Genomic DNA, 24,881 nt, shown 5'->3' on the forward strand with positions numbered 1-24,881 from the left:
AACAGAGATGGGTCACGCACTTTGAGCTCTCCCCGCTGGTTTTTGCAAAACAAGAAGTGGTTCTTGCAAACAGAGTGTGGCTAAGCACCTCTGACAGCCGGACTCGTTCTGCTAGGTGTACGGCGGACATCTCGTTTAGCCGTTGGCTTGTGGACATGCTGCAGAGGTCTTGCCTTTGATCAATGCAGGGCGGCCGGCCGCACATGCTGGGATGCTGGTGAGCGGCGACGACTACTTACTACCAAGCGGCTGGTCCGCTGATTTCATGAGCAATGCGGGGTGCATCTCTACACGCAGAGCTGCAGATCCGATCCAGTCCTGAGCCCTGATGCCTTCGATGAACTGGTCCAACAACAAAGTGCATACATCTACAAGGTACTTGTCGCCACGGCCACGCGCGTGGCTCCACCATGCTGCGTGACTCGAGGTCGGCAGCGAAGCTTTACGGCCCCTTTTGAAAAGGACTCATCACTAGCCCTGCTTGACCACACGTAGGCCTCTCCGGCTTTCAGCAGGGCCATGCGCTCTGGCGTCAGGTTGCCGAGTGCAGCGTTGGCTTTCTGGATGTGCTTCAACCAAGCAGGCGAGTTGAACTTGTGCATGATGATCTGGCTGGACAGCTCGATCAGGCTGACAGGCACAGATGGCGGGTCTTGGCTTGCGACCATGATGCTGACGCCTTTGTGCCGCATCTCTCGGACCACTTCGATGAGCCCGGCAACCAGGTCGGGACTCTCGATGTATTTGTGGGCCTCATCGAACACCACCAGCTTGTTGAAGCTGCGCCCATCGATGCGCGCATCAGCGAACAACTGCAAGAGCACGACGAACAGTCCAAGGGCTTCGTCCTTCTCGATGAATTCGTCCCGCAGGTCCACGATGATCAGTCGGCCTGGCCTCACCACCTCAGTGAGCGAGGTTCCGTCGTTGATGTACTCAGCGGCCAGGTCGAGGCGCATCCGAGCCAGCTCCTTGAGGTGATCGGGAACCGACGATGCATCGATGCCTGCACGCAAGCCCTCAAGGGTGATGTCGTCGCGCATCGCCTTCATGATGCGCATGATCTGACGAATGTAAGTGGCTTGATTGCCTACGGCGCCCATCAAAAATTTCCAGTGCGAAGCCTTCAGCTCTGAAGCCGAGAACTGCAAAGGCCGCACTTCGATGTCGGGGTACTCGGCCTGACGCTCTTCGATCTTGTCGGCGGGTACGAGAAGCAAGACATCCGCGAGCGCCTTCGGCTCCGCGCCATACACTTCCTTCAGCGCACGAACCTGATCTTCCACAGAGTTCGCCCCCACCATCGACGTGAACTCGGGCTTGTAGTCCATCGTCGGGCTGTAGTGGAAGATCACCGTGGACAGCGGTTCGGGAAGGCAGTTGATACCAGGGATCTGCAGCGAAGCCATCTCTGCCACGCTGCCCAAGGTGTAGCTCTTGCCGCCACCCTGAACGCCGAACAGGCTGATGGTGTGGGTCTGATTGAGGTCAAGTGCCACCTTGCGCCCAGACACCTCGCCAATCAGGCCATACTGCGGTGTTGCTCCCGTGGCACCGAGCATGATGTCGTAAGCCACGCGGCTTTCGGTAGCCTCGCCATCTTGAATTTGGGGCCGTTTAACGGACGCACTCTGGGGAGCCTCATCCTCCTCCCCAACAAGAATCGATGCGGACGCCTTTTCCGTAGTCGTATCCAGCTCGTCGGCTGGTGGTGGCGTGTCAGTACTTGCAGCCTGCACAGAGCCAACTGGCAAAGGAGCCTCCTGCACCAAGGCGGCAGGTGCTGGCTCCAGCACGGGCATGCTGGAAACCACCTCATGTTGCGTGTATCTGCCTCTCGGACTGTCGTCCCACGCGATTGTTCGATCCCGTGGCGGGCTGAGGAAGGCTGCCGTTTCAAAGGTAGGAACGGCAGGCGCCAACTCCCTGCGGCGAAGAAGTTCCTGCGTGACCTCTCGCGATGTCTCGGCAGAGCGTGCGTACGGAACGCTGGCCACCGTTTCGGTGTCAGTCACTGCCGACTCCACCAGCTGCCGGATCAAATCACTACCTATACGATAGAACTCGATGCCGTTCTCATGCTCGGCGGGCTCAGTACCCGGCTTGCTGAAGTCAAACACCACTGCGCTTCGTGTGAACTGCAGGGTATAAGGGCGCTCATCAAGGCGTCGCAGGAAGTAGTGAGCCTCTTCAGCTGCTTCTGGCAAGACCACGCCATAGCGTTCGGATCGGTCTAGGTAAAAGCCCAGCAGTGCAGCAAAATCCCGATTCTTTATGGGGCGATCAGGCCGATCTACGTCAGCCATCCTGGGGTCAAAGTGATAGGCCAAGACGTGCTCGGACTGAGCGATCTGATCAACGATGGACGACTTCATCTGCGCGTAGGCAGCCACATCGCCCACTTGGCTGTAGCACTTCACTTCGACCAGCCGACATGTCACCACGCGACTTGCTGGGTCGAGGTCGAACAGGGCAAGGTCAGTCCGACGGAAGCTGACTTCATCGCCCATTTCCTCAGCGCTTTGCTTCAACGCCTTGTACAACTCCAAGTGCGCGTCCAACGGCACTACAACTTGGTTCTGGAACACGCCTTGATGTTCAAGGAACAATCGCGAGAGCGCCAAGCCCATCGCCTCGGCTCGCTGGGATGAAGAGGACAGTAGCTTTAAGGCCAACCGGCCGGACAACGATCGAAGCTGATCCAGCATCACCAAGGCATGTCGGCCAGTATTGGGCAGTCCGTACTCACCCAAGATTGGAATCAGCAAAGACTCAAGCTCAGCAACGGACCGAGAGGTGATCGCCAGGCGATGGCTCATCGCGCTCGCCATGTCGGGCGAGTGGTCGATCAAATAGTCTGGCCTTGTGGCATGCCGACGATGGTCGAAGAATTCGATCCCCAAATTTCGATCAATCGTGAGCACCCAATCGCTGACCTCATGAACCTGATGGAGCATGGCACGCTCATCTGCGGACAGGCTCAACGCAACAACAGGGCGCGCGTGCGGCAGGTATTGACTGCGAGCCACCGTCGCTATTGCGACCGAGAGAGCACGGGAAACGCCGCCCATGAGATCCGATAAGGCCTCCGCTCCTTCCAGCGGCTGTGCTGCACCATGAAGCGGACGACGCAGCCACGTGATGGATTGCTCGTCTTCCAAATAGTCCACTTTGAAGGGCTGTACCAGACCATGGACAAATGAAGAGTCGTCACTGTCCTGAACATCAACAGCTCGGATCTCTTCTGCAGGAAACAGGTCAAACAAGAAGGACAGGTGCGCCGCATGCAAATCCGGATCCTCACGGAATTCCTTGATCGCTCGAATGGCCAGTCGCAGTTTGGGGTGCATATGACTGTTGGTCGGCGTCGAAAAGGCGTCTGCTTCCTTGGCGCTGGTTCCCGAATCTGGCGACAAAAGCTCCAGCAACGCTTCCCCGGTCGAAGGTGCTGCAGGATCAAGCACGAAGAGCCGGATGTCGTAACGCAGATCGGCGAAATCAGGATGTCGTTGAAGAGCCAGCAGCACCTCGGCCATTGCGCCTGAGCGCCCCGCGTTAAAAGCGTTGATCGTAAGTGTCTCCACATACGGGTGCTGGACCAGATAACGCTGCACGCGCGCGGCAAGATAAGCACTATCGATGGTTGCCCCGCCGATGGCTGGCTCTGGCAAGCCCAAGGCAGCACAAACTTCCCCAATCAAACCACGGGGGTCTTTCTCATCGGTCGCTGCATACAAGGACCAGAACGGGTTGATATTGTCCACAGCCAGCGCCGTCCGCCCCAGCTCCTCACCGAAGGGAACGACCGGAGGAAATGCCGCTGGCGCTAGCTGCTTGATCACCGCGTCACGCGTAGGGCCCACAAACTCTTTGTTGCTAGCCCGGCTCTGCTCCATCCAGGCTTGGCCGAGATGGCCCCATGCGACATGCCAGTTGGCCCGCAGCGGATGCGTTGGCCCTAACAGCACAGCATCTCGTCGCCTGGCTTGGTAGTCTTCCAACACGAGGGCCACTGAATCTATGGTGAGCGCATAGCGAAGCTCATCCATAGCTTGCCGCGCAACGGTCATCTCTGAGGAACTGGCGCGTGCAAGCACCGCATCGATCCAAGCCAGGTAAGCGGAGGCATAATTCTGAGCTGATTCCTGAAGGGACAGAAGATCGCTGGCCTGCATGATCAGCCGTTGGTCTCCCTTCAGCACGGCGGCGAAAAACGTCTCCCGCGCTTCTCGGAACTGGGTCACCTCATCCGAGACCGGCCACTTAAACGATGTTGGGGATTGCGTGGCAGCACCCGAAGCGCTGATCGAAAGTCTCAAGCGGTTTAGGCCTTCGGGGTCTTCAAGAAACGCCCGTTCCAGGTTCGCCAAAAGCGTGGACACCATGACGTTCGCCTTGCCCTCCTTGCCGAGGCGGATCTCCAAGGTCTCGCCGCCGGCTGTGGCCTTGCTACTGCGATCCACCCAGGCGCAGCTGGTCACAGTAACGGTTCCAGGATCACGATCCTGAGTCACGGCAGCAAAACGTGCACGGAGCAACGCATGCATCAAGCTCACCTCGCGCGGTACGGCGCGCTGTGGTGGCTCTACCTCGACCTCGTCGTCAGTGACCACGTAAAAGAGGTCACTTTCGTTGGGGCTGGCGTGTGTCTCCGCTGCATCAGTGTTGAACCGGATGGGATTGCCTTCTCCGTCTGCGAGGGGGATGCGATCACCGTCCACAGTCTCTGCATACAACCGCACGTAGTGCCAGCCTTCCTCCCAGTCGATCTTGCCAATCGACGAGAAAGCAATCGCACCGGAGTCGGTTCCTTTGCTCCAAGCGGCTTTACGCCTACGCAGGCCTGTCGGCCCGTTGTCGCGCGAAACAACCTCTGCCACAAACCGTGACAGCCCTTCGACCTTAGACGGCACCGGGTCGACACGGAAAGAGACACTGAACTTTTTGAGCCCGGTTTTTGAGATGGGCAGCACCTTGTGCCCGATCAACTCGGCCAACCGGGGGTCTTCGTTGTCATCCTTCACCACGGGCAAGTCAGGCAGTACGACATCGCCGATATAGATAGCGTCGGGGTTGACTCCACCGTCCTCGAACAACCATTTGTTGAACGCAAGTGGCCAATTCACGCGGTCACGAACGATGGCTTGCGTCCATTCCTTGGGATTGGAGACACCGTTACGGGAGAAGAACTCGCCAAGCTGCTTGGAGAACACAGGGTCCAGCAAGCCCAGCTCAAGCGCGCGAACGCGCTCCGTCTTCGTGGACCAAGTCACGCGCTCAACGCACTCTCGGTTGCGCGCCACCCGCGCAGGCGCGCGCTCGGCCTGCTGAAATAACTCCAAGTCCGGCACCAGAGCAAGCTCAAACAGCGCTGCCCCCATTGCATCCGGATCAAAATCATTGATCTTGCAGGTAAGCAGGTAACGCGCCACAGCAGAGTCATCTGCATACCGCCACCGAGCGACACGTTGCCGCAATTCGCTCAAGCAAGCCTCTACGGCCACCCGTAAGTTGGCGGGGACTTGGGCGAGCAACTGCGCGTTCAACTCCGCATAGGCGCCATCGATCGAGACCTCTTCGAACGTCGCGACGCCAAAAGAATCTTCCGCTGAAGCGCGCAGGTCATTCGGCACAAACACCAGCAACGGGGCCCGAAGCTCATCGTCTGGCAGCGGGTTACGCAATTCAACCAGTTTGGTACTGCTGACAGCCATGTCCGGTGCCATCGCTCGCAAGCTTGCGTCCGCCAGCAGCACGACGTTCGCTGACGGCACGGCAGCCCGCAGGCCACCTGCCAAGCGAATCATCAGCTCCCGATCCAAGTCTGTGACCCGCATGCAATGCCCAAACTCGCGGGCTGAAAGCAGTTGAGACAGTTTTGGAAGCAGGACTGATTCCAGCGCGGCGTTCAGTTCTTGATTGGTGAGTTCACGCAGTCCCTGGCTCATGCGCGCGCTCCTTCGTTTCGTTCTGCAATCGGGTAGCGCGGCACTACGGTCTGGGTGACGTAGGCATCAGACAAATCTCGATAGAAGCCAATCTCACGCAGGCGTCCGGTAAATGCCTGCACATTGCTGCGCAATGCCTTCCGTTCGTCGATGGTCGGAGCGCTGAACCCCTCACCGGGCGGCAGCTGATCGATGTAGAGCCCATAGCGCTCACGCAAGAACGAAAGCAAGTCGTCGATCCGCATCTCGCCGGTGAAGTAGCCCCTGTCCCCACCGGGGCGCAACACCGCGATCTGCAGCAACACCTCCAGCAGGCGACTCTCCAGCGCAAATCGCCGAGGTGCGTTCCGCGCGCGGGTCTGCGCAAGCAGCGCCCCCGACTTGTTCTTCAACATCGTCGCGTCCAAAGACTCGATGATGTACTTCCGATGGAAGGCACCACGCAGAGCCACCAGAATCTCGATGTAGGTCTCGAAGTCCGAGAGTCCCATCTTTGTGATGGCCTCGACTTCTGCGTCAAGGCCTGCATCACCCTCAGACAAAGACTCCAGCAGCCCGGCCAGCCGCTCACCAAAGAACTTGTCCCGCTCTTCCGCGAACGGCGCTCCTTGCAGACCGTAGAGTTCGCCGACCGAGAACACGGAATTCAAGGGCCGGATCAGCTTCCCTCTCCGAACAAGGTGCTCAGAAAACTCGTCAAGCTTCTTGGCGACGAAGTACGCTCGCACAAAGCTAGGAATGCGCCGGTAGTAGCCATCTGCGCTGCGCTCTGCCAGCGCGGCGGTAGAGGACTCTGCGCTCCCCGATAGATCAACGAACAGGCCGAGCTTGTAGGGGCAGTCACCCTGAGGATCGCGTTGCTCGCGGGGCCTCATGGGGCATGCCGATTCAGCGCATAGCGAGTTGGCTCCCTCCAGCTTCTGCCAGGCAGGCAGCAGCTTCAGCAGGCGAAGGTGGTACAGAGCCAAGTGGAACGACAACAGCACCTTCAGGTACTCCACCATCACCGAGCGTGGCATGAAGGGCTTGTAGAACAGCAGCCGCTGGATGTCTTCGGCCATCAGATCGGCCGAGCCGATGCACACAGGCGCGAACCGATCTCCTCCCGCGCGTGTGTCCGCCGTGTCCTTCCTCTGCGACAAAAAGTGCAGCAGCGTCGCCGTCTCGATGTCTGTCAGCGCCTTGTCGTTCAGCTCTCGTGTGAGCTTGTCGAACCCGTCGAAGAAGAAGCCCTTGAGATGCTCGATGGCTTTATGGCCGGCGAGTTGGCGTGCGTGGTGCAGCATCTGGTAAAGATGCTGTGCAGCCCCGTAGTCACGCGAGTGCTTCGGGTTGCGAAAGCGATAGGTATAGCCATGCAGCGGTCGCGGCCCTGCCACGGCGGCGTTTTTCTTGCCTCGGTTCACGATGTCCATCAGGTGGGTTTCCACCCAACGCTCCACCATGTCTCGGTGCTGCGTGAAGCCCAAGAACTTGTCGCTGGCATCAAGGATGTCATCAACAAACTTGTCCACGGTCAGCTCACGCTTGTCGCGAAAAACGCTCGGATAGCCCCCATGCTCCAGCCGCTCGAACAAGCCCGTGAGCACCCGATCCATCTCGATCGTCTTGAAGTCGAGATAGCTGATCTTTGGGAGTCGGAACTCCCTGTCTTTCTTCTGCAATGCCATCAATTCCCCCTCACGCCACTCTCCGCGGCTTCTTCTTGGCGAGCGCCCCTCACCGGGCCGTGCAGCAAACGCATCTCCACCCGCCCGTCGTCATGGCGGGCCAAGCGGTAGAAGTCGTGCCCTGTGGTGGTCAGCAGGATTTCGCGGTAAGGCTGAGCGTTGAGGCTGTTTTTGAACACGCCAAGACAGAGATAGAAACCCTGCATCTCTTCAACGCTAGGCCGATAGCCTTCATTTAGCCGCACCAGCATCTCGAATACGTCGAGGTTAATGATTAGCTCACTGCTGATGGCACCTGCGCCTTGGCCTTGGTACTTCAGCAGCAGACCGGTCGGCAGGTGCTCGACGAAGCGAGCCTTGGCCGCAAAGTCTTGTACCTGCAGCCCAAAGCCCTCCACTGGGAAGAGCCGGTAGCTGCGGACCGTACCGTGTTCGACCTGCCGCAACTGCAAGGCCAGGCTGGCTCCAAGGCGCTCCGGGCGCTGCAGCCCCTCGCCTCGGTTGATGGCATGCAGGATTTCGCTGGTGAGTTCGTCGATGGGCATTTCGCCTCGAACGATCTCCACCATGCGCTTGGCGGAGCGATAGGGAAGCATTTTTTCCCAGCCCGCGTCACGCCGCTCAAAGAAATGCTTGCGGCGTGCCATGGCCACATACTCGCGATGCTTGCGCGCCCGGTGGCGGACTGCCGAGTTAGAAACGCCACGCGGCAGGTCGCTGAACAGACGCTTCAACACCTCCAAGTCAAACTGCCCTCGGCGCTCGAAGCGGAACAGGGCGCGGTCATCCGGCTGAACAAAGTCCAAGCCTCGGTCGAAGCGGGGGTCTTCCTGTCTGCCAACATCCAGGTCGCTCAGCAGCGTCAGCAGCCGATCCGAGGTGGCTTGCCCGCCACCCATCCAGCTGTTGAAGTAGAAGCTCCGGGCCACGTCATCATGCTTGCCTGAGGCGTAGAGCGCATGAATTTCGGCACAGTCGCGATTGCCAATCAGCATGAACGACAGCGCTGAACGCAGGTCGCGCATCGTGATGTGCAAGCGCCCGCGCAAGTGCGCCATCGTGTAAAGCGTCTTGAGGCGTTCCAACAAGCGCGGCCCGGCGATCTCATCCTGGAAGCTGCGTGCGTTGTGCAAGGCGTAGCAACTTTCTTTCAAGTTACACTGCTCACAGGCAGCCCAGTTCTCGGGGCGGACGATGCTTTGCAGCGTGCGCTCCAGAATCGAGCCGCTCTCAGCAGTGCTGGCGTCATCGGCCACCACGCTGCGCAGATTCAGATTCACCACCGCCACGCCAGACTCCGCTTCCCCAGTGGCAAACGCACGCCGAACCAGGGCCGTGAGCGCCGGGAAATCCCGCTCATGCGTAGCGAGGAAGTCCACCAAGCGGCCTTCGTTGATCGCAATCAGTCTCGTCTCTTGGGGCCTCCAGGACGCTGCGTCATTCCCTTTGAAGGGGGCCAGGAAGTCCAGCAACACCTGGTTGTTGTCTTTGTTTCCTTCGTCTTGGCTACCGTCGTAGTTAATCAGGTAGCGCTTGCCGTCCAAGCTCAACTCGCTGCCGTTTGCCAAACCACGATTAACGGCCCCGCCGCGCGCTTCGACCTCTTTCTCCAGCCGCTGCAAAAAGGCGGTCTTGCCGTCACCGGCGTTGCCCGAAATCAGCACGAGCCGGAACTCACCCTGCAGCACAGCAGGCAACAAGGCACGGTCTAGCGCGGTGTCCACATAGGCTGAGAACCCAAGCGCATCCATGCCCCGCGTACCCGCATTGCTGCGGCGGCTTTGGCTGTAGAGCGTCAGCAGGTGTGATACGAACGCGTTGGTGTTGGGTGCCGACCCAGTCAAGGCGGGCAGCCCGCTACCCACCGCCGTTACCATGGCAGACAGGCTGACCGTCTGCACACGACGCGCATGACGAACATCCGCAAGCGCATCCCGGAAATCGATGGCCGTGTGGAAGCGCTCTGCCCTGCGCGGTGCAATGGCCTTGAGCACCACGTTCACCAGTTCCGGCGCCAAGTCGGCAAATCCTGACAGTTCGCGCGGGTCGGGCGCAGGCTTGTTGAAGGGCGGCTCCGTCGTGTCCCACGGGTAGCGGGCCGTCAACGCCTCGTATAAAGTCAGGCCCAACGCATACAGATCGCGATCCGCGCGCTCGCCGTTGTGCGGGATGACTTCCGGGTCAAAGTCCGGCGGCAAATAGCGCCGTGAGCCTCCGCCACGCGACTCCTTGTCGTCGGCCCGCACCGACACATTGAAGTCGATGATCTTGGCGCCCTTCTGGGTCCACAAAAGGTTGCGCGGCTTGATGTCGCAGTGATGGAAACCCTGCGCATGCAGATGCACCAGCCCCTCAATCACCTGCTTACCCAATTCCAACGCATCCTCGGGAGACAGCAGGCGGTCGTGGATCATGTCGCCGACATCGGCCCCCTCCACGTACTCAAACACCAGGAAGGGGATGTCACGCCCTGGAATCAGATCCGCATCAAGCACACGTACCACGTGAGGGTGTTCTGGAATGAGCACCAGATGGCGGTACTCCTTCTTCAGACGCTCCAGGGTCGAATGCCTGTCGCTGACGATGAGCTTCACCGTGCGCGCCACATCACCCAAGGTGTCGATCACCTTGTAGACCACACCGAAGCTGCCGCGCCCAAGCTTCTTCTCCACGATGAACTTGTGGGTCAGGCGATGGCCTGCCGCCAAGTTCAGGTAGTCGGTCTGAGCATCCTCGACTCCAAAGACCTCAAGCTTCGGTGCCTCAGCAGCTTGGCTGGCTGCTTGCGCCACAGGTTCCAGCAAAGCATTCAAAGTGGTCAGCGCGGCCGATGCGGTCAGCCGCTGGTGCTCATCAAAAGCGCAGAGGCTCTGAAGCCAAGCATCAAAGGTCTCGTTCAGCTCCGGCCGCAGTGCCGAGGGCTTGTTAAGAAACTCGCCGGCCCGATCCCATACCGTGGTGGGCTCGCCTGCAAAAGGGCGTTCTCCGGTGAAGAGTTCGTAGAGGATGACCCCAGCGGAGAAGATGTCTGATGCGCTCGAGGCAGCTCCCGGCTCCCGGAACGCCTCGGGCGCCACATAGGCTTTTTCAACCAGATCAACAATTTCCGTCGCGATCGTCAGGCTGCGGTCCACACCGGGCTTGGCGAAATCGAAGTCGGTGATGCGTGTGGTGCCGTCCTGGCCAATCAAGATCGCGCCCGGCGTGAGGTTGCGATGCACCACACCGTGATGGTGGGCATGAGCCAAAGCCGCCAGGAGGTCTTTGGCCACGCGCCACTTCTGGTCCAGCGTCAGCGTCAACTGGGGCCGAGCCATGTGCACCGTCAACGCCTGACCCGGTGCATCGTCCAGGATCAGGATGAAAGACTTGTCGTCATCGGTCGCGAAGAAATCTCGCGCCGCCACGATATTGGGATGCAGCGGTAGCTTGGACAGCGCCCTGTAGGCATTGGCAATGCGGTTGACCTGCGCCTTGCGCACAACTTCAGTTTGATAGGGGTCAGCCTGGTAAACCCGCAGGCGGGCCGTACCACCCGCGAACGCGTTCTCGGCACGAAACTCGGTGTAGGCCTCTGCTGCCCCAAGCTTTTCTTTCAGCTGCCAGTGCCCAATGCGCTGCACGGCGGAAGCTGGCTTCACCACCTTCAAGGCATGCAGGATCAACCCCTGCTGCTGCAGGATGTTTTTTGAGAAGCGCATCGGAATGCGCGTGGCATCTTTGAAGTAGCGCTCCGCGTCCTTCAGCTTCACCACCCGGTCTGCATCCAGCTGCTCCCGGTCATTCAGATGTGCATCAGGCGCGGTGAGCAGGATGGCGGCATCGACATAGATACCGTCCAGCTCATTCCGCCCGGGATTGGCCTGAGTCACCAGCCCCTTCACCGAGCGCGCATGGCCGCGCAGCTTGCCCAGCGGCGACGGATATGGCGCGCGCCCCTCCGGGTACCACTTGTTGCCATACACATCGATGGTGCCGCGCGTGCCCTTCACGTCGATCAGATACAGGGCGTGCGGGGTCAGCAACGCGATGTCGATCTCGAAGCGCTCGCCCTGCCTCTGGATCTCGAAGTTGTGCAGCAGAACGAAACTGTCTGGCAAGCGATCCCGCAGGTAAGCGATGGCGCTGCGCTCTGCATCGTTGACCGGCTGACCTACTGGGATCACTTTGGCCATCTCATTCCGCTCCCAGAATTCTTGCTTCGAGCATGTCTCGCGCCTCTCGCTCCCAAACGCAAGCTTGATCCCTCAAATTCCGAGCGCGAATCGCAGGGGCGCCGATATCTTCTCGGTCTGTGCGCGAAGGCCAAGGAACCTGAATTCGCTTGACGCGTTGCTCATCTGTGTGAGGGATGCTGGACCCAGCCGCTTCTCGAGACAGCAATCGAACTCCATGCTCGCTAGACAGCAGCGCAAACAGATAGCCACCGTCGATGTCGTCTTCAGGCACGATCCGAATCATGTTGTTGCTGCAGGAGAACCCATCGAGATAGCTTCCGACCATCACCGAGCGTCCGATAAGGCCCCCCAGCTGACCAGCCTCCTGAACAACGATCATTCCCTTCCTAAGCAGCAGGCGGTATTCCGCTGCAACGCGCTTCATCAAGAACTTGTCGGAAGTGGGAGCCAACTCAAATACATCACCGCCAGTAACGTAGGGGCTGCCGAATTGCGGATCAGATGCATAGAGTCGCTTAAAAATGCCCGGAATGAATACCTCAGCAACATCTCCCAGCGCACGGCTTGCGCCAACTGCATCAAACACAATGCGGGACTCAGCATTTCTCGCGCTGTAATAGTACGCGTCCCCCCGATCCCGAAAAGCGTCACTGGATACCGCTGCCACATCTGGTTTTGGTAGTGAAGGAACTGGTGTTGGCAACTTCAGCCCCAGCTTCCTTTGCAAGCGACTGGTTGATTCTTGAAGCAATTCCACAGCTTCAGCACGCGAACGTGCAGCCGCGTCCATCTTCATGGCGATGGCACGTTCGGTGCGAGCATCGAATCTAGGCACTGGCAGCGCGGCGATGTGCTCGGGTTCAATGTGCTGAATGATGGCGCCGTAAGTTCCTGAGACGATCAGAGGGACGCCATAGCGACTCGAAAGAAATGCGTAGAGGTACCCCGCAGGAATCTTGCTAGTGTCAGGCACAACCTTCATGACATGTTGCGAGGACCAAATGCCTTCCATATCCGGGCGGACATAGGCCATGCGGCCTATCGTCCCGGAACACGTGATCAGTGTCGTGCCTTCTGTCAACTCAAGATGCGAGAGCTTCTTCGATTGAGCGTAAGACTTCTTTAGGAGAGGCAGCGTAGCCAGGTCCGCATTCGAGATATCGCTGCTTCCAAGGAATGGAACGCCGTACTCCGGGCGATCTACCCAAATGCGCGAGAACACTGGTCCGTTGTAGATACCGCCTGAATACCCGGAGGTCACAGTCAGCAGCGCGTCTTTACGAACGTTCAAGCGGCGTAGCGCATCCCTGGCTTCTTGAGCGCCAGACATGTAAGGGTTGCAATCCAGTCGACGCCCACCTTCGTCAAGCCATCCGGACCGAACAATGCGTGCGTTCTTGAAACTCGCGAAGGTCATGCTCCGACCTCCTGTGGGAACCACGCCTGGAATGCAGCATGCATGTCGGAAAAGGCAGCATCGGTGCAGCCCCTTATAGAGATGTGCTCAGCCAGCTTCTGGTAGATCGCAGAAGAACGAGGTTGCCGGGTCTGCTTCAGCACCCATTCGGCGGCTTCCTTCGGTCGCGGTGGTTTGGCAGCGTCAGCAGGCCACCATCCGCTCTCCGCCAGATGCTGACGCAGCGGCTTGTCGCCTTTATAGCGAAGTACGTCTGCCACCTGCGGCTTGTCCTGCCACAGCCAGTTCTCCAACTCGGGCTCGATGGCGATCACCTTGACCGCATCTTCAGCCCAACCGCTTGCCACTAGATTGGCCGTGATGTGGGCGACGATCGCGTCTTTGCCAGGCGAGCCTTCCCATTGGCAATCCAGCACCACGAGGGCACGACAATGACTGTTCTGGTAGGGGCGTAGCAGCTCGTGGCCCTTTGTATAGACGCCGGGGTCGTTGCCGCCTTCATCCACCAGTAAGTCGGCACCGACATCAGTGTCGATCTCGAAGGGTGCGCAAGCGAGGCTTAGGTGCCAACGCTCGCGTTTGAAGTACCCACGGAAGGTCGCTGCCATATTGCTGTCGGCCACCAAGATGACGCAGGAGCGCTTGTTCGTCATCCCAACACCCCCGCTGCGAACAGGCTGCCAAGATCGATGCCGCCTCGCCATTCTTGAAGACGGGGATGGTCCGTCCCGGCCACCATCTCCACGCCGCCCTCGCTGGCCAGTCGCGCGCACAGCAACTGATCCAACTTGGCACGCGCCAGCACCACCGGAGAATGTGATGACACCCACACCTGGCTGTCGTACATGGAAGATAGCGATTGCAACACCGCTTCGATGGCGCGCGGATGAATGCCGTTCTCTGGCTCCTCGGTCACCAAGATAGCGGGCTGCTTGCTGAGGTAAGGCAGCAGCGTAAGCGTGAGGATGCGCAAGGTGCCATCCGACAAGCCTGAGGAAGGCACTTTGAAATCGCCCTTGTAGCTGACCACGAAATAGGCGTGGTGGTCGTCGTCGCGTTCACGTACTTCAATGTCAACAACCTGGGGTAGAGCGGTTTGCACGTGGCCAATCCAATCGGCATAGCGCTCACTGCGGTATTCGGCGGGCGGATCTTCGGGAGCATCCTCGCGCTTCAGCTCCAATGCGAGCCATGGGATGTTGCGGCCGTTAGCCGTGATGACCTTGGGCTGGCCCGGTGGGCTGGCTTGACGCATGGCCGACCAGCTGGGCTCAAGGAACACTGCGTCAGTAGTCAACAAGCTGTGCAGCCAACGAGCAGCGGGGTAGCCAGTCTCAGACTCGAACAGCACACGCGGCATGGCCAGCAAAGTCTCGGGTAGACCGACCTTGACGGCTTTGGCGTGCGGCGTTTCCGGCTTGAACTCCGACTCGTAGCCAATTTCGCGCTTGAGCGTGAGATGCCAGAGCTTCTTGTTTGCCGCCGATGGACCATGAAAGCCTGCCTGTCGGCGGTCTGGCCCATCAGCCTCGGGGAAAAGGAAGAGGTACTCGTATGCCACTTGCAACGATTGGTCTGCACCGATGCGCAAACCGATCTCGTAGCGGATGTGGGTCGGCCATTGGCGGCGGTCTTCCTGCAACGCTTGGCGCGAGCGCTCCGTGCGTTTGCCGGCAAACAAGCCCTCAAGAACCTTCGATTGCACGGTCTCGGGAAGGCGTGCTTCGACAGCCAGCGAGAAATCGCTGCCACGTCCGGCGAACACCAGTTCGTTCAGGCTGCCAGCACGCGGCGGTAATTCGGGCCGACGCTCCATGAATGGCGCAGAAACATTGCTGGTACGCAGAAGATCGCCGAAGAGCACGGGTAGATCAAGCAAGGTGGTTTTGCCTGAGCCGTTCGCCCCGACAAGAACACGAAAGTCGCCGACATCGACGCCCAGGCGTTCGAAGCAGCGATAGCGTGTAGCTTCAAGTCGAGTGATCACTTGCTGGGCTCCGGATGTTGTACGCGGAACTCGGCATATGCCTTGGCGATTTCGGGCAGGTCGTCGTCGAGGATGCGCTCCTTCCGGTGTAGTGTGCGCACTTGCAGGCCACCACCGATGCGGACCCTTTCTTCGTGGCTGACCTCCACCAGAATTTCTTCGCCGTCAGGGTGGCGCTTATAAAGCGTGTTGCCACGACGGTCGAAGCCCACCTTCTCGGCGACGGCCATGAATACGGGGTAGTCGTTCTTCTGGCCCAGGTCCTCTGCCTTGATCACCTCTTCAGACTTGCGCTTCAAGAAGAGCAAGCTGGTCAGAATGTTGACGTTGGCTTCGACGATGAAAGACTCCACCGGCAGGTCGATACTGGCCAGAACCCAGCAGTGTCGAAGAATCCAATAGCGGATGAACTCATCGCCGGGGTTGCCCAAGATGCCATCGGGCAAAACGATGCCCGCGCGGCCACCCGGCTTGAGCCATTTAACGCAACGCTCGATGAATAGCACCTCTGGCGACACAGCAGGCTTGATGGCGTTGGTCATCACGAAGCCATCGCCCTGCCGCTCCCAGCGCCGGGCCAACTCGTAATGCTCCAGGATGGTCTTCTCAGTAACCGGGATGTCGGAGCCAAACGGAGGATTGGTCATCAAGACATCGATAGAGCCTAGCGGGATAGCCACTTTGGCGGTCTGGACGCCGGGCAGGTGCCCCGCTGGAAACTCCAGCGAGTTCATGTGGTATAGGTTGCCCAGTGAGTTGCCGGCCATCATCACGTTCATTTGCGCGGCGCGGACCAGGAAGGGGTCGAAGTCGGCACCAAACAAGTTTTTAGCAGTGTAGTTGGCGAGCCGATCACGAATGGAAACGAAATCTTCGGTGTTTTCGTCGCCCGCCTTGACGCGTTTCTCTTCGTGGAAAATCTTGTCCAAGTAGCTAAGGGTCTCAACCAAGAAGCCGCCTGTGCCGCAGGATGAATCGAGCACACGTTCATGCTCTTTAGGCGCCAACATTTTGACCACTAGGCTGATGGCACCCCGTGGGGTGAAGTATTGGCCACGGTCGCCCCTAAGATTCGTACCAACGATCTCCTGATAAGCAACCCCTTTGGCATCCACCTCAGTCCTGCCAAAGTCATAACGACATAGCTCTGAAACTATGAATGCAAGCGCGCGATCGGAAAGGGTTATTTCTTCATTCCCCCTAAATAGCTCCGTGTAAGCTCGCTTGACCTGCTGAAAGAGTGGCAGGATGCGTTTTCGAATTGCCTCTTGGCCTTTGGGCTCAAAAGGCTCAAAAGCACCAGCCCAAAACTCGCGAATCCCGCGCTCCCGGAACTGCTGTTCGTCATACATCTTGCAGAAAATGAGGTACAGGAACTGCCAGAAAGCAGCGTCCTTGGGCATGCCCTCATTGCCATGGATGTAGTTATGGCAGCGCTTAAATGCCGTAATGAGCCGCTCCTTCTTCGCTGATCGGAGACTAGCAACTGATCGGCCATCAACGCTAAATGTGTCATCTCCCAGAGGCCAATCGCCGATGGGTTTGAACTTGGTGTCGAAACGAGTGACCTCCTTCTTGAAGAAGAAGAACTCTAGGCCATTGGTCCACAGACCGTAGGTGCAGCTTTCGACTTCGGCCATCACGGCTTCCAGCACTTCGAAGTCTTTGCGCGCTTCTTCCGGATCACGCATGCGATAGGCGCCCTTAGTGCCGAGCTTGGGCTCTTTCTCCACCACCACCGCGCGGTAAAGGTTCTCCTCCGTATGCTCTTGACTGGGCTTAAAGATGGCGATGTCGATCTTGCGGTTTTTGCCAAGCACCTTGACCTTGAAGTCAGGCTCCATATCTTCGGCGGCGATGCCGTACTCATGGATGAGAGCACGCTCAATGTGCTGGCGAACTTTCTCTTTGTCGCTGTCCTTCACCGGATTGCCGGTGATGTAGTCAAAGACCTTGCCCTCTTCGAGCGTGCTCTCTGGCGCTTGGGCTTCTTGATCAAGGTCGCTCATATCGTTGTTGTCCTGCGTGGAGCGCTGCTTAGGCATTGCGGGGCTCCTTATCATCAAAGTCATCACTGCTGGCAGCGGCACCACCCTCTCGAACCCAGGCGTCCACGTCCTCCTTCTTGAATTTCCAGAAGCGCCCAACCTTGTGCCCCGGCATGCCCTTGGAGGTCACCCAGGTGTAGATGGTGTCTTTGGCAACACCGAGGTAGTCGGCGATTTCGTCGACGGAGAGCCAGCGGTCGTCCATGTCATTGAGCCCGAGATTGGCGGCGATATGCCATTAATGAGCATTATGGCCGTCTTTGGCCGTCTTTGGCCGTCTTAGGCCGGGTTTGCTTGGGTTGCGTGCGGTTTATGGATCGGTCACGCAACCACTAGCGGCCTTTCGAGGCATCGTTGAACGCAATCGCTCACACACGTTGTTCGCAGCGCCTCGAAGCCGGAACGGTGTCAATGAACATCGCCGGCTGACAGACAGCGTTCCTGGAAGGAGCTGGGATGGTCTGCTTGCTCGCAGCAACCTCTGAGGACGGGCCTTGGATCCTTAAAAAGCGTTGGCCCCGTGACCGCAATTGTTGCGGCCGACCATGCTGGGGTACTTGTCGCAAGAAGGGAGTCATCAAATGCCCAGATGTCTCACGCTTGCACGGGTTCCAGACATGGCGTAGCTCAACAAGGCTGGCGAGAAGAGTTCGCACATTTTTTCAATGATGGCCTCCACGCAATCCCACGCGGGTTGACCCCAAATTCCCTTCTGCTGTTTTCATGCGCATCTCGCGCTCTCATTTCTCAAGCGACAGATTTCACTCACCCGAAGGACTATGGCGGATTACGGCTTGTGCACGCCGGACTGCACACGCCTCACCGTCGGTAGCAGAGGGGGTTGATTTCCGTACGGAAGTGACCCACTGAGAGTGGGGATGAAGACTCTGACTACTTGAAAGTAGTTCATACAAAGAAGAGTCCGAGCAGTTAAGCTCTATATCAAGCTGGGCAAGCGTGTCAGACCGAGCATCCTTCAGCTGGGCTAGTCTTTGCCTACGTCGCGAAACTGCCTATCGATCAGCGTGTTCACCGCAGCGTGTGCGAAACACAGGCCCATCCTGCAGGCGGCCAGGACTGCCGCACAGTTCACAGATGTGCGCCGACAACGCTTCAGCCATGTCGATCAGTCCGTACGCGTCAGCATCGCCGCCCATGCAGTTCAAAGACAGCTCACCCCATTTCTCTTTTGCCTGGATGATTTGAACTGCCTGCCCGCCTTGGTCTGCATGGTGCTGTAGTCGCTCGCAGAGGGCGTCTAGCAGCCCGGTCCATCCTGCGCCGTAACTCAACGATGCATGTTCAAGAATGGCCGGGTAGCGGTCGCAGTTCGGATCGGTATGTCATCGCTGGGGCTTTTCAAGAGTGGGACCTTTAAAAGTCAGCTGGACGTCGGAGTTGGCGTGTACCGAGGATCGCGCTTCAGTTCATCGACCATGGCTTGGGCGTGTTCGAGCGATTCTTCAAGAGTGCATGCAGCGCGATCAAATTGCTCTCCCAACCTGCGACGCCGGGCCCGAGCCTCAGGTGTGAGATGAGGGTCAGCAGTCGGTTTGAGGTCTATGCCCATAGCGCTTGCAGTGCAGGGTTACTTGATCTCGAACTGGGTGCGGTCTTGGTTCGCAATCCACAGAGGTGGCTTGCCGCGGCCTGTCCAGGTAGCGCCGGTCTGCGGGTCGCGGTATTTGGGAGCAACGGTGTTGCCCTTGAGCGGGCTTTTGCCTCGGCCAGCAGGAAAGATATCAGCCTGGGTGAGGCCGAACTCGGCAATCAGTTGGCGGACGGTTGCAAGCGCATCCTGGGACTCTGATTTGCGCATGGCTTCAATCTGAGCGTCCAGGGCTTGGCGCCGGGCGAGAAGTTCTTTGTAGCTGGGCATTATTTCTTTAAGTCAAAGTTGGACATACTACGGCCAGCGGGCTAACAGAGTCTGAACACTTCATCAGGATCTGAGTAAAGAAAATGGACGGTTCTGCCCATTGTTCTCCCAGCACCTAGCGCGCCGAGGTGGGCCACGTTGGCAGTACGTCTCGATGCTCATCGCACCGTGTCCGATGGTAGTTCTCCGCGATGTGCCGCCCTGGGCTACCACAGACCTCGCAGACAGTTCTGGACAGCGCTTCAACGTATGACACCATCGACGTGTCTGCTGGGTCGAGCCTATGGAAGCGGAGGCTGAGAACCCCCCACTTCTCACGTGCTTGAAGCGCAATGGGCTGCACTCCAGTTTCGTCGGCGCGTGCCTGAATTTGGGTGCAAAGCACATCGAGCATTGCTACCCAGCCCGGTCCGCCGCGGGGCTTCCCCTGAGTAAAGATCTTCGGATACTTCGCTTCAAGGTCGGCAAGATTCACAATGGCGCTCCGATGCGCTGGAAAAACTGCTCCAGGCGAACCCGCTCCGCGTCTTTTTGCTGGAGTGTGAACGCCGGCGAGTAGCCCAACTTTGAAAGCAGCCGATAGTGGGTACGCAAGCTGTCCAGCCCCTTTTGCCGCAGCGGATTCGCCTTGGCGTGGCACTGAGGGCAAGAAGAAGCGTCACCTGTTTGATCGTTGGTGCCGAGCCAATTGCATCGAGGGCACAGACATGGGCTTAAACCGCCGCCGGTGCTCGCTATTTCAGCGTGCACTGTGGAAGTCTCTTCAGGTTGCATGACTCACTTCCTTCGAAGGAAAAATTCAGACGCTATGACACCCAACGAGCTTAAGGACCTGGTACAGACCTATCGCTACTCCGACGCAGTCTATGTCGTCGTGGACTCGTTACCTCAACCCTATCAGGATGCATTTTCAAATTTCCTGCGTGGCTCAGCATGCCCTGTGGGAGATGGACGAAATCGCTATGCCTACGTCGCTGACTTTGAACGCTGGCTGGCGGCCCTGTCTACTCCCAACGTTCCTTGAGCCAGCCCACATCTCCTCAGCAGTCCACGGCTGCAACCGCCAGCAAGACGTAGTCTCCTTCGCCGTTGACATAGCCAACACCGATGTCCAGGTCCGAGCTTCGCGCTTCCAAGGTAAGCGGCCAGCCATGGCATCTTGAAACAATGGCGTACTCGTAGGAGCCTCGTGTCCACCTCAACTCTAGGTGGACACGTGAACACTACTCCTGAACAAAGCGGCGAAGGTCGTCGGCGCCGACGCTTGCACAGTGACGAATTCAAAGCGAACGCAGTGGCGTCATGCATGCAGCCAGGCATCTCGATGGCTGCGGTGGCGATGGCCAATGGGATCAACGCGAACCTTCTGCGCCGCTGGGTGCAGTCTGCCGAGATGCGCCCCGGTAGCGTCGTTCCAGATGCACCGCCGGCGCCCAAGCGCCAGGGGGCAAACACACCTACAGCCTTCGTGCCGATGCAGCTACCCGCCAAGGCTGCTGCGGCTGACATCCGCATTGAACTGCGTCGCGGCAATACCTCGATCTCCATGACATGGCCCATCGATGCCGCCAGCGAGTGCGCGGCCTGGGTGCGCGAGCTGCTTCGATGATGCGCATCGATGCCATGTGGCTCGCAGTGGACCCCGTGGACATGCGTGCCGGCGCCGACCGCCTGATCGCCCGCGTGGTGCAAGTCTTCGGCGCCGCGCAGGCCCACCACGGCTACCTCTTTGCCAATGCGCGCGGCACGCGGATGAAGCTGGTGGTGCATGACGGCTTTGGCGTATGGTGCGCAACGCGCCGGCTCAACCAGGGACGCTTCGCTTGGCCCAGCGATGGGGCGCCGCTGCAGCAACCCGCACTCACGCAGGCCCAGTTCGAAGCCCTGATCGTGGGCCTGCCGTGGCAGCGGCTCGCGCACATGCAGACCATCACGCGCGTGTGATGGTGTGTGACGGATAGCCCCGTGCGCGCCGGTGAGGGTCGCGCCCGGGGCAATTCGAGAATGCCCCGATGACATCCATCGCCAAGCTTCGGACAATGGCGCATGCTCGATGTGAATGCGCTCAAAGCCCAGGACCTCCAAGGTCTGAGCCAGAGCGCCATGGTCGAGTTGGCCACAGAGATGCTGGCCCGGATCGCGGCGATGAACACTCTGCTGCAGGCACGCGACAAGCAGGCAGCCGAGCACGCCCAGGAGATCAAGTTCAAGGACACCAAGCTGGAGCGCATCACGCACGAGCTGGCGCGTCTGAAGGCCTGGAAGTTCGGAGCCAAGACCGAACGCATGAACGCCGGGCAGCGGCAGATGTTCGAAGAGACAGCGGCCGAGGATGAGGCCAGCCTGCAGGCCCAACTGCTGGCCTTGCAGGGCACATCCGAGCCGAGCACCTCGCCTGCGGCAGGCACCAAGCGCCAGCCGCGTCGCCAACCGCTGCCAGAGCACCTGCGCCGCGTCGAGCATCGCCACGAACCCGAGAACACCACATGCACATCGCCTGGGTGCGGTCGGGCAATGGTGCGTATTGGCGAAGACGTGAGCGAGCGGCTGGATATCGTTCCAGCCGAATTCTTCGTGCAGCGCCACGTGCGCGGCAAGTGGGCCTGCAAGTGCTGCCAGCTACTGGTGCAAGAGCCCGTCGAGCCTCAGATCATCGACAAGGGCATGCCGACATCGGGGCTGCTCGCGCACACACTGGTCAGCCGCTTCGTGGACCATCTGCCGTACTACCGGCAAGAACAGATCAATGCCCGCGCTGGCGTGCACACGCCGCGCTCGACGTTGGCTGCGTGGTCTGGAGCTGCTGGGGCCAGCCTGCAGCCGCTGTATGACGCGCATCGTGCGTTCGTGCTGGGAGCGCAGGTACTGCACGCCGATGAAACACCGGTGAGGATGCTCGACCCCGGGGCAGGCAAGACCACCAAGGCCTACATCTGGGCGTATGCCCGAGGCGAGCACAACTGCACTCCTGGCGTGATCTACGACTTCTGCGCAGGTCGGGGTGCAAAGTATCCAATGGCGTTCCTGCAAGGCTGGTGCGGCACCATCACCTGTGACGACTACAAGGCGTACGACGCGGTGTTGCGCACAGAAGGACGCAAAGAGGCTGGGTGCCTGGCGCATGCGCGCCGCAAGTTCGATGAACTGGCCAAAGCTCATGCAAGCCCGGTAGCTGCACAGGCCATCCAGCGCATGGCCGCGCTGTACCGAATCGAGCAGCAAGCGCGGGAGATGACAGCGGCGGATCGGTTGGCACTACGCCAGTTGCACGCACAGCCGCTGTGGGACGAGTTGCACGTGTGGCTGCGGCTGGAGAGAACCCGGGTGGCGGACGGTGGGGGCATCGCCGCTGCTCTGGACTACAGCCTCAAGCGCTGGGAGGCACTGGGGCGCTTCCTGCACGATGGTGATGTCAGTATCGACAACAACCACGTCGAGCGCATGATGCGCCCATGGGCGATGGGGCGCAAAGCGTGGCTCTTCTGTGGCAGCGAACTGGCTGGTCAGCGGGCCGCCATGGTGATGAGCCTCGTGCAGTCAGCCAAGCTGCATGGGCACGATCCCTGGGGTTACGTCAAGGACGTGCTGGAGCGGCTGCAAGCGCACCCGAACCACCGGATTGATGAGTTGCTGCCGCATCGCTGGAGCCCTGCGGAAGACGGCAAAATGCCGTCGCATGAAGAACATTGAAGCACTCATCGACGACGGCGGCGACATCACCCTTGGTGCGATCTACCCGATCAAATGCGCAGCCACAGCTGCTGACGGCCACAACAGTGTGGCCATGCTGGTTCGCCGGGAAGGTGAGACGCTGAACGCGTTGCTCAAGAGGCTGGACAAAGCCATCGGTAAGTTCTACGACGGCGGGGACGCGGTTGACGAGATCAACGGCTACTGAGGCGATCAGCGTCGCCGTCAAGATGGCATGGCTGGCCGCTTACCTTCCAAGTAGGCCCTTGTAGCTTTGAGTTCGTTGGAGTACTCGTGGCCGGTAAAGATCACGTGCATCGGTCCCAAGGTTGTGTTGTCTGAGGCAGTTGCGTTCCGCAGGAACTCGATGAACTTCTGCTGTTTTGTGGCCAAGTCCTCGCGAAGAAACTCGGGGCGACCATCCTTGCATTCGGCTCCGTAGATGCTCGCGGTGTCATCCGTCTCCACGAACAGGATCGACTCAAAGAGGCTCGTCTCGCCCCCACTTCGGCGTGCGGTTACATCGGCGGACCAGACCTGTGCCGGATCGTTCGGGAAGGTCGCGACGAATCGGACGTTGGCAACGTCGAAAACGATGGGACCGGCGTTGCACAGATTCTGCCCACTCAAGTTGTCGAAGTAGCTCAAGCGGCCTCCAATTTTTCGGCGGAGCCCGATTTGGGCTCCAGCTCCAGAGTGACGGGCAACGCTGCCACGCACGTCGTCTGCCTTTCACTGCGCAGAAGAGACGGATTTCAGGCCAGCCGACGTAGTTCCAAATAATGCGATTTTCGCATATTCCAAGATCGCATGGAAGCTCGAGTGATCGAGCCACCCATGCAGAAGACGCTTTACACCCGCGAGTACCAGCAGATGCTCATGCTGCTGCGGGAGAGGCGCATCCATGCCGAGATGAGCCAAGCTGAGCTAGCGAAGCGGCTGGAATGGACACAAGCCGAAGTGAGCAAGTGCGAAACAGGGGTGAGGCGGCTAGATGTCATCGAACTCAAGCTTTGGCTCGATGCTTTGGACAGCGATATGAGCGCGTTTGTTCGAGATCTCTTCAAGTAAGACTTGCGCCATATCGGCTCGGAACTTTGCTCCTCTGCAATTTCACAGGGGAATTTGGCAAACATTCATTAAATGTTGCGACCTCTGTATTCTTGGGGGGTGCAGATTTCAAAAAGCGTAACGACGCATTTTTGTTGATTTTCGATAAAACGGAATTTATTCGGCACTTTATTGCGTGCTAACTCTGACTCATCCGGCCGAGCCGTTAACGACGATTATCAAAACGCTTGCCAATATGCCCGGATGCCGCGTATGCTTTGATCAAATTTGGATCTTGAAAAGCTTCGATCAATGCAAGTAAGGCCATCTCGGCAATGGTTCGTAGACACAAAAACGCCCATCGGAGAGTGGGCCGTAGCCCATGGTTTCGCGAAGGACTTGGTCTATGGCGTTCTGTCGGGGCGAATCAAAGGAACCCGAGGAAGCTCGCTAAAGATCAGAGACAAGCTGCTTGAAATCCAAAGCGAAACTGCAGGAGAGTGCATGGGCAAGTGCCCTCGGCCTGAGGCACCGCTCTCCACAATGAAATCAACTCCCAAAAGGAGAGCCATGAAATAGCGCCAGTGCGAGCTAGATCGTCCAGAAACGAAAAGGCCTGAGAGAACTCAGGCCTTTTCGTGCAGTTTAACTGCGGTGTGTTCTTGGCGGAATCACAACTGCAGTATGAACCGATCTCCATCCTGAGTCAAGCGATTCGGGTTGGGCTGGATGAACACACCCAAGAAATTCTTGAGTTTTCATTGACAGACCTATTGGAGTTCCCATGCAGGTTTCCAGCAAGGGCAGCTGTTTTTCAGACGACAAGCTGCTTTTTTATCCGTTGCCAGGAAGCGTACCGCGCCCTCTAGAGCAGCGCTGTGTAGCCGGACCTCACCAAGGCTTATCTCGTAAATCTCGCCAAGTAAGTGGCGTGGAAGCCTGGGTGATCTACTCCAATCTAGCCCGCGGCGTGCGCGAAGATGCGGCGACCTTCATCGGTGTTTTGAAATGAGC

General features: G+C 58.8%; 18 protein-coding genes. 7 read left to right on the top strand and 11 right to left on the bottom strand.

From position 1 onward, the window contains the following. Positions 1-368: 368 nt before the first annotated feature. The 10 genes from mads8 to ACSQ3Y_RS03515 form a co-directional block, all read right to left on the bottom strand. Complete coding sequence (mads8, locus tag ACSQ3Y_RS03470) at positions 369-5,948, bottom strand: methylation-associated defense system ATP-binding protein MAD8 (protein WP_436176452.1); 5,580 nt, start codon at positions 5,946-5,948, stop codon at positions 369-371. Continuing rightward, positions 5,945-7,618, bottom strand: coding sequence for a methylation-associated defense system protein MAD7 (mads7, locus tag ACSQ3Y_RS03475; protein ID WP_436176453.1), 1,674 nt, complete (start codon positions 7,616-7,618; stop codon positions 5,945-5,947). The genes mads8 and mads7 overlap by 4 nt, the downstream gene beginning before the upstream one ends. After that, on the bottom strand, positions 7,618-11,793 hold the full coding sequence (mads6, locus tag ACSQ3Y_RS03480) for a methylation-associated defense system protein kinase MAD6 (RefSeq protein ID WP_436176454.1): 4,176 nt from the start codon (positions 11,791-11,793) through the stop codon (positions 7,618-7,620). Before mads6 ends, mads7 begins: the two co-directional genes overlap by 1 nt. Before the next feature lies 1 nt (position 11,794). Beyond that, the gene (gene mads5 / locus ACSQ3Y_RS03485) at positions 11,795-13,213 is read right to left on the bottom strand and encodes a methylation-associated defense system restriction endonuclease subunit S MAD5 (RefSeq protein ID WP_436176455.1); all 1,419 of its coding nucleotides are present in this window, start codon (positions 13,211-13,213) and stop codon (positions 11,795-11,797) included. Next, complete coding sequence (mads4, locus tag ACSQ3Y_RS03490; protein ID WP_436176456.1) at positions 13,210-13,866, bottom strand: methylation-associated defense system protein MAD4; 657 nt, start codon at positions 13,864-13,866, stop codon at positions 13,210-13,212. Before mads4 ends, mads5 begins: the two co-directional genes overlap by 4 nt. Beyond that, positions 13,863-15,200, bottom strand: a complete 1,338-nt coding sequence (mads3, locus tag ACSQ3Y_RS03495) for a methylation-associated defense system AAA family ATPase MAD3 (RefSeq protein ID WP_436176457.1) — start codon at positions 15,198-15,200, stop codon at positions 13,863-13,865. Before mads3 ends, mads4 begins: the two co-directional genes overlap by 4 nt. Further along, a complete protein-coding gene (gene mads2, locus ACSQ3Y_RS03500) occupies positions 15,197-17,245 on the bottom strand; it encodes a methylation-associated defense system DNA methyltransferase MAD2 (protein ID WP_436176458.1) in 2,049 nt (682 codons plus the stop codon). Before mads2 ends, mads3 begins: the two co-directional genes overlap by 4 nt. Then, positions 17,238-17,453, bottom strand: a complete 216-nt coding sequence (gene mads1 / locus ACSQ3Y_RS03505; protein ID WP_103524192.1) for a methylation-associated defense system helix-turn-helix domain-containing protein MAD1 — start codon at positions 17,451-17,453, stop codon at positions 17,238-17,240. The genes mads2 and mads1 overlap by 8 nt, the downstream gene beginning before the upstream one ends. 1,383 nt (positions 17,454-18,836) lie before the next feature. Further along, positions 18,837-19,127 (bottom strand): H-NS histone family protein, encoded by a 291-nt coding sequence (locus ACSQ3Y_RS03510; protein ID WP_436176459.1) that lies wholly within the window; start codon positions 19,125-19,127, stop codon positions 18,837-18,839. 471 nt (positions 19,128-19,598) lie between these two features. Then, positions 19,599-19,901: a hypothetical protein gene (locus ACSQ3Y_RS03515; RefSeq protein ID WP_436176460.1), complete on the bottom strand. Its 303-nt coding sequence runs from the start codon at positions 19,899-19,901 to the stop codon at positions 19,599-19,601. 442 nt (positions 19,902-20,343) lie between these two features. On the opposite strand from ACSQ3Y_RS03515, the gene ACSQ3Y_RS03520 reads away from it, so the two are divergent. The 4 genes from ACSQ3Y_RS03520 to ACSQ3Y_RS03535 all read left to right on the top strand — a co-directional run bounded on the left by ACSQ3Y_RS03520 (position 20,344) and on the right by ACSQ3Y_RS03535 (position 23,025). Continuing rightward, positions 20,344-20,736 carry a transposase gene (locus ACSQ3Y_RS03520; protein WP_436176461.1) on the top strand — a complete coding sequence of 131 codons (393 nt, stop codon included), beginning with the start codon at positions 20,344-20,346 and terminating at the stop codon, positions 20,734-20,736. Beyond that, entirely contained in the window at positions 20,733-21,071 is a 339-nt protein-coding gene (gene tnpB, locus ACSQ3Y_RS03525; protein WP_055392902.1) for an IS66 family insertion sequence element accessory protein TnpB, read from the top strand. Before ACSQ3Y_RS03520 ends, tnpB begins: the two co-directional genes overlap by 4 nt. A 102-nt stretch (positions 21,072-21,173) precedes the next feature. Next, the gene (tnpC, locus tag ACSQ3Y_RS03530; protein ID WP_436176462.1) at positions 21,174-22,817 is read left to right on the top strand and encodes an IS66 family transposase; all 1,644 of its coding nucleotides are present in this window, start codon (positions 21,174-21,176) and stop codon (positions 22,815-22,817) included. Continuing rightward, the gene (locus tag ACSQ3Y_RS03535) at positions 22,804-23,025 is read left to right on the top strand and encodes a hypothetical protein (RefSeq protein ID WP_436176463.1); all 222 of its coding nucleotides are present in this window, start codon (positions 22,804-22,806) and stop codon (positions 23,023-23,025) included. Before tnpC ends, ACSQ3Y_RS03535 begins: the two co-directional genes overlap by 14 nt. A 17-nt stretch (positions 23,026-23,042) precedes the next feature. Here the strand turns inward: ACSQ3Y_RS03535 and ACSQ3Y_RS03540 are convergent, their stop codons facing one another. Further along, positions 23,043-23,465: a hypothetical protein gene (locus ACSQ3Y_RS03540; RefSeq protein WP_436176464.1), complete on the bottom strand. Its 423-nt coding sequence runs from the start codon at positions 23,463-23,465 to the stop codon at positions 23,043-23,045. A 189-nt stretch (positions 23,466-23,654) separates the two neighbouring features. Here ACSQ3Y_RS03540 and ACSQ3Y_RS03545 point away from each other — a divergent pair, with 189 nt between their 5' ends. The 3 genes from ACSQ3Y_RS03545 to ACSQ3Y_RS03555 all read left to right on the top strand — a co-directional run bounded on the left by ACSQ3Y_RS03545 (position 23,655) and on the right by ACSQ3Y_RS03555 (position 24,879). Continuing rightward, complete coding sequence (locus ACSQ3Y_RS03545; protein ID WP_436176465.1) at positions 23,655-23,888, top strand: helix-turn-helix domain-containing protein; 234 nt, start codon at positions 23,655-23,657, stop codon at positions 23,886-23,888. 291 nt (positions 23,889-24,179) lie between these two features. Continuing rightward, positions 24,180-24,446 carry a hypothetical protein gene (locus ACSQ3Y_RS03550; protein WP_436180079.1) on the top strand — a complete coding sequence of 89 codons (267 nt, stop codon included), beginning with the start codon at positions 24,180-24,182 and terminating at the stop codon, positions 24,444-24,446. Between the two features lie 205 nt (positions 24,447-24,651). Beyond that, on the top strand, positions 24,652-24,879 hold the full coding sequence (locus ACSQ3Y_RS03555; RefSeq protein ID WP_436176466.1) for a hypothetical protein: 228 nt from the start codon (positions 24,652-24,654) through the stop codon (positions 24,877-24,879). The last annotated feature ends 2 nt before the right edge of the window (positions 24,880-24,881 follow it).

The sequence above is a fragment of the Acidovorax sp. LjRoot66 genome, assembly GCF_964253305.1.
Classification (GTDB): domain Bacteria; phylum Pseudomonadota; class Gammaproteobacteria; order Burkholderiales; family Burkholderiaceae_C; genus Acidovorax.

What these genes read in the sequence shown, in the direction of transcription:
- mads2 (WP_436176458.1), bottom strand. Translation starts at nt 17,245, where the DNA reads ATGCCTAAGCAGCGCTCCACGCAGGACAACAACGATATGAGCGACCTT.
- mads5 (WP_436176455.1), bottom strand. Translation starts at nt 13,213, where the DNA reads ATGACCTTCGCGAGTTTCAAGAACGCACGCATTGTTCGGTCCGGATGG.
- ACSQ3Y_RS03555 (WP_436176466.1), top strand. Translation starts at nt 24,652, where the DNA reads ATGCAGGTTTCCAGCAAGGGCAGCTGTTTTTCAGACGACAAGCTGCTT.
- mads6 (WP_436176454.1), bottom strand. Translation starts at nt 11,793, where the DNA reads ATGGCCAAAGTGATCCCAGTAGGTCAGCCGGTCAACGATGCAGAGCGC.
- mads8 (WP_436176452.1), bottom strand. Translation starts at nt 5,948, where the DNA reads ATGAGCCAGGGACTGCGTGAACTCACCAATCAAGAACTGAACGCCGCG.
- mads4 (WP_436176456.1), bottom strand. Translation starts at nt 13,866, where the DNA reads ATGACGAACAAGCGCTCCTGCGTCATCTTGGTGGCCGACAGCAATATG.
- tnpB (WP_055392902.1), top strand. Translation starts at nt 20,733, where the DNA reads ATGATGCGCATCGATGCCATGTGGCTCGCAGTGGACCCCGTGGACATG.
- ACSQ3Y_RS03550 (WP_436180079.1), top strand. Translation starts at nt 24,180, where the DNA reads ATGCAAGTAAGGCCATCTCGGCAATGGTTCGTAGACACAAAAACGCCC.
- ACSQ3Y_RS03545 (WP_436176465.1), top strand. Translation starts at nt 23,655, where the DNA reads ATGCAGAAGACGCTTTACACCCGCGAGTACCAGCAGATGCTCATGCTG.
- ACSQ3Y_RS03515 (WP_436176460.1), bottom strand. Translation starts at nt 19,901, where the DNA reads ATGCAACCTGAAGAGACTTCCACAGTGCACGCTGAAATAGCGAGCACC.
- tnpC (WP_436176462.1), top strand. Translation starts at nt 21,174, where the DNA reads ATGCTCGATGTGAATGCGCTCAAAGCCCAGGACCTCCAAGGTCTGAGC.
- mads1 (WP_103524192.1), bottom strand. Translation starts at nt 17,453, where the DNA reads ATGGACGACCGCTGGCTCTCCGTCGACGAAATCGCCGACTACCTCGGT.
- ACSQ3Y_RS03535 (WP_436176463.1), top strand. Translation starts at nt 22,804, where the DNA reads ATGAAGAACATTGAAGCACTCATCGACGACGGCGGCGACATCACCCTT.
- mads7 (WP_436176453.1), bottom strand. Translation starts at nt 7,618, where the DNA reads ATGGCATTGCAGAAGAAAGACAGGGAGTTCCGACTCCCAAAGATCAGC.
- ACSQ3Y_RS03510 (WP_436176459.1), bottom strand. Translation starts at nt 19,127, where the DNA reads ATGCCCAGCTACAAAGAACTTCTCGCCCGGCGCCAAGCCCTGGACGCT.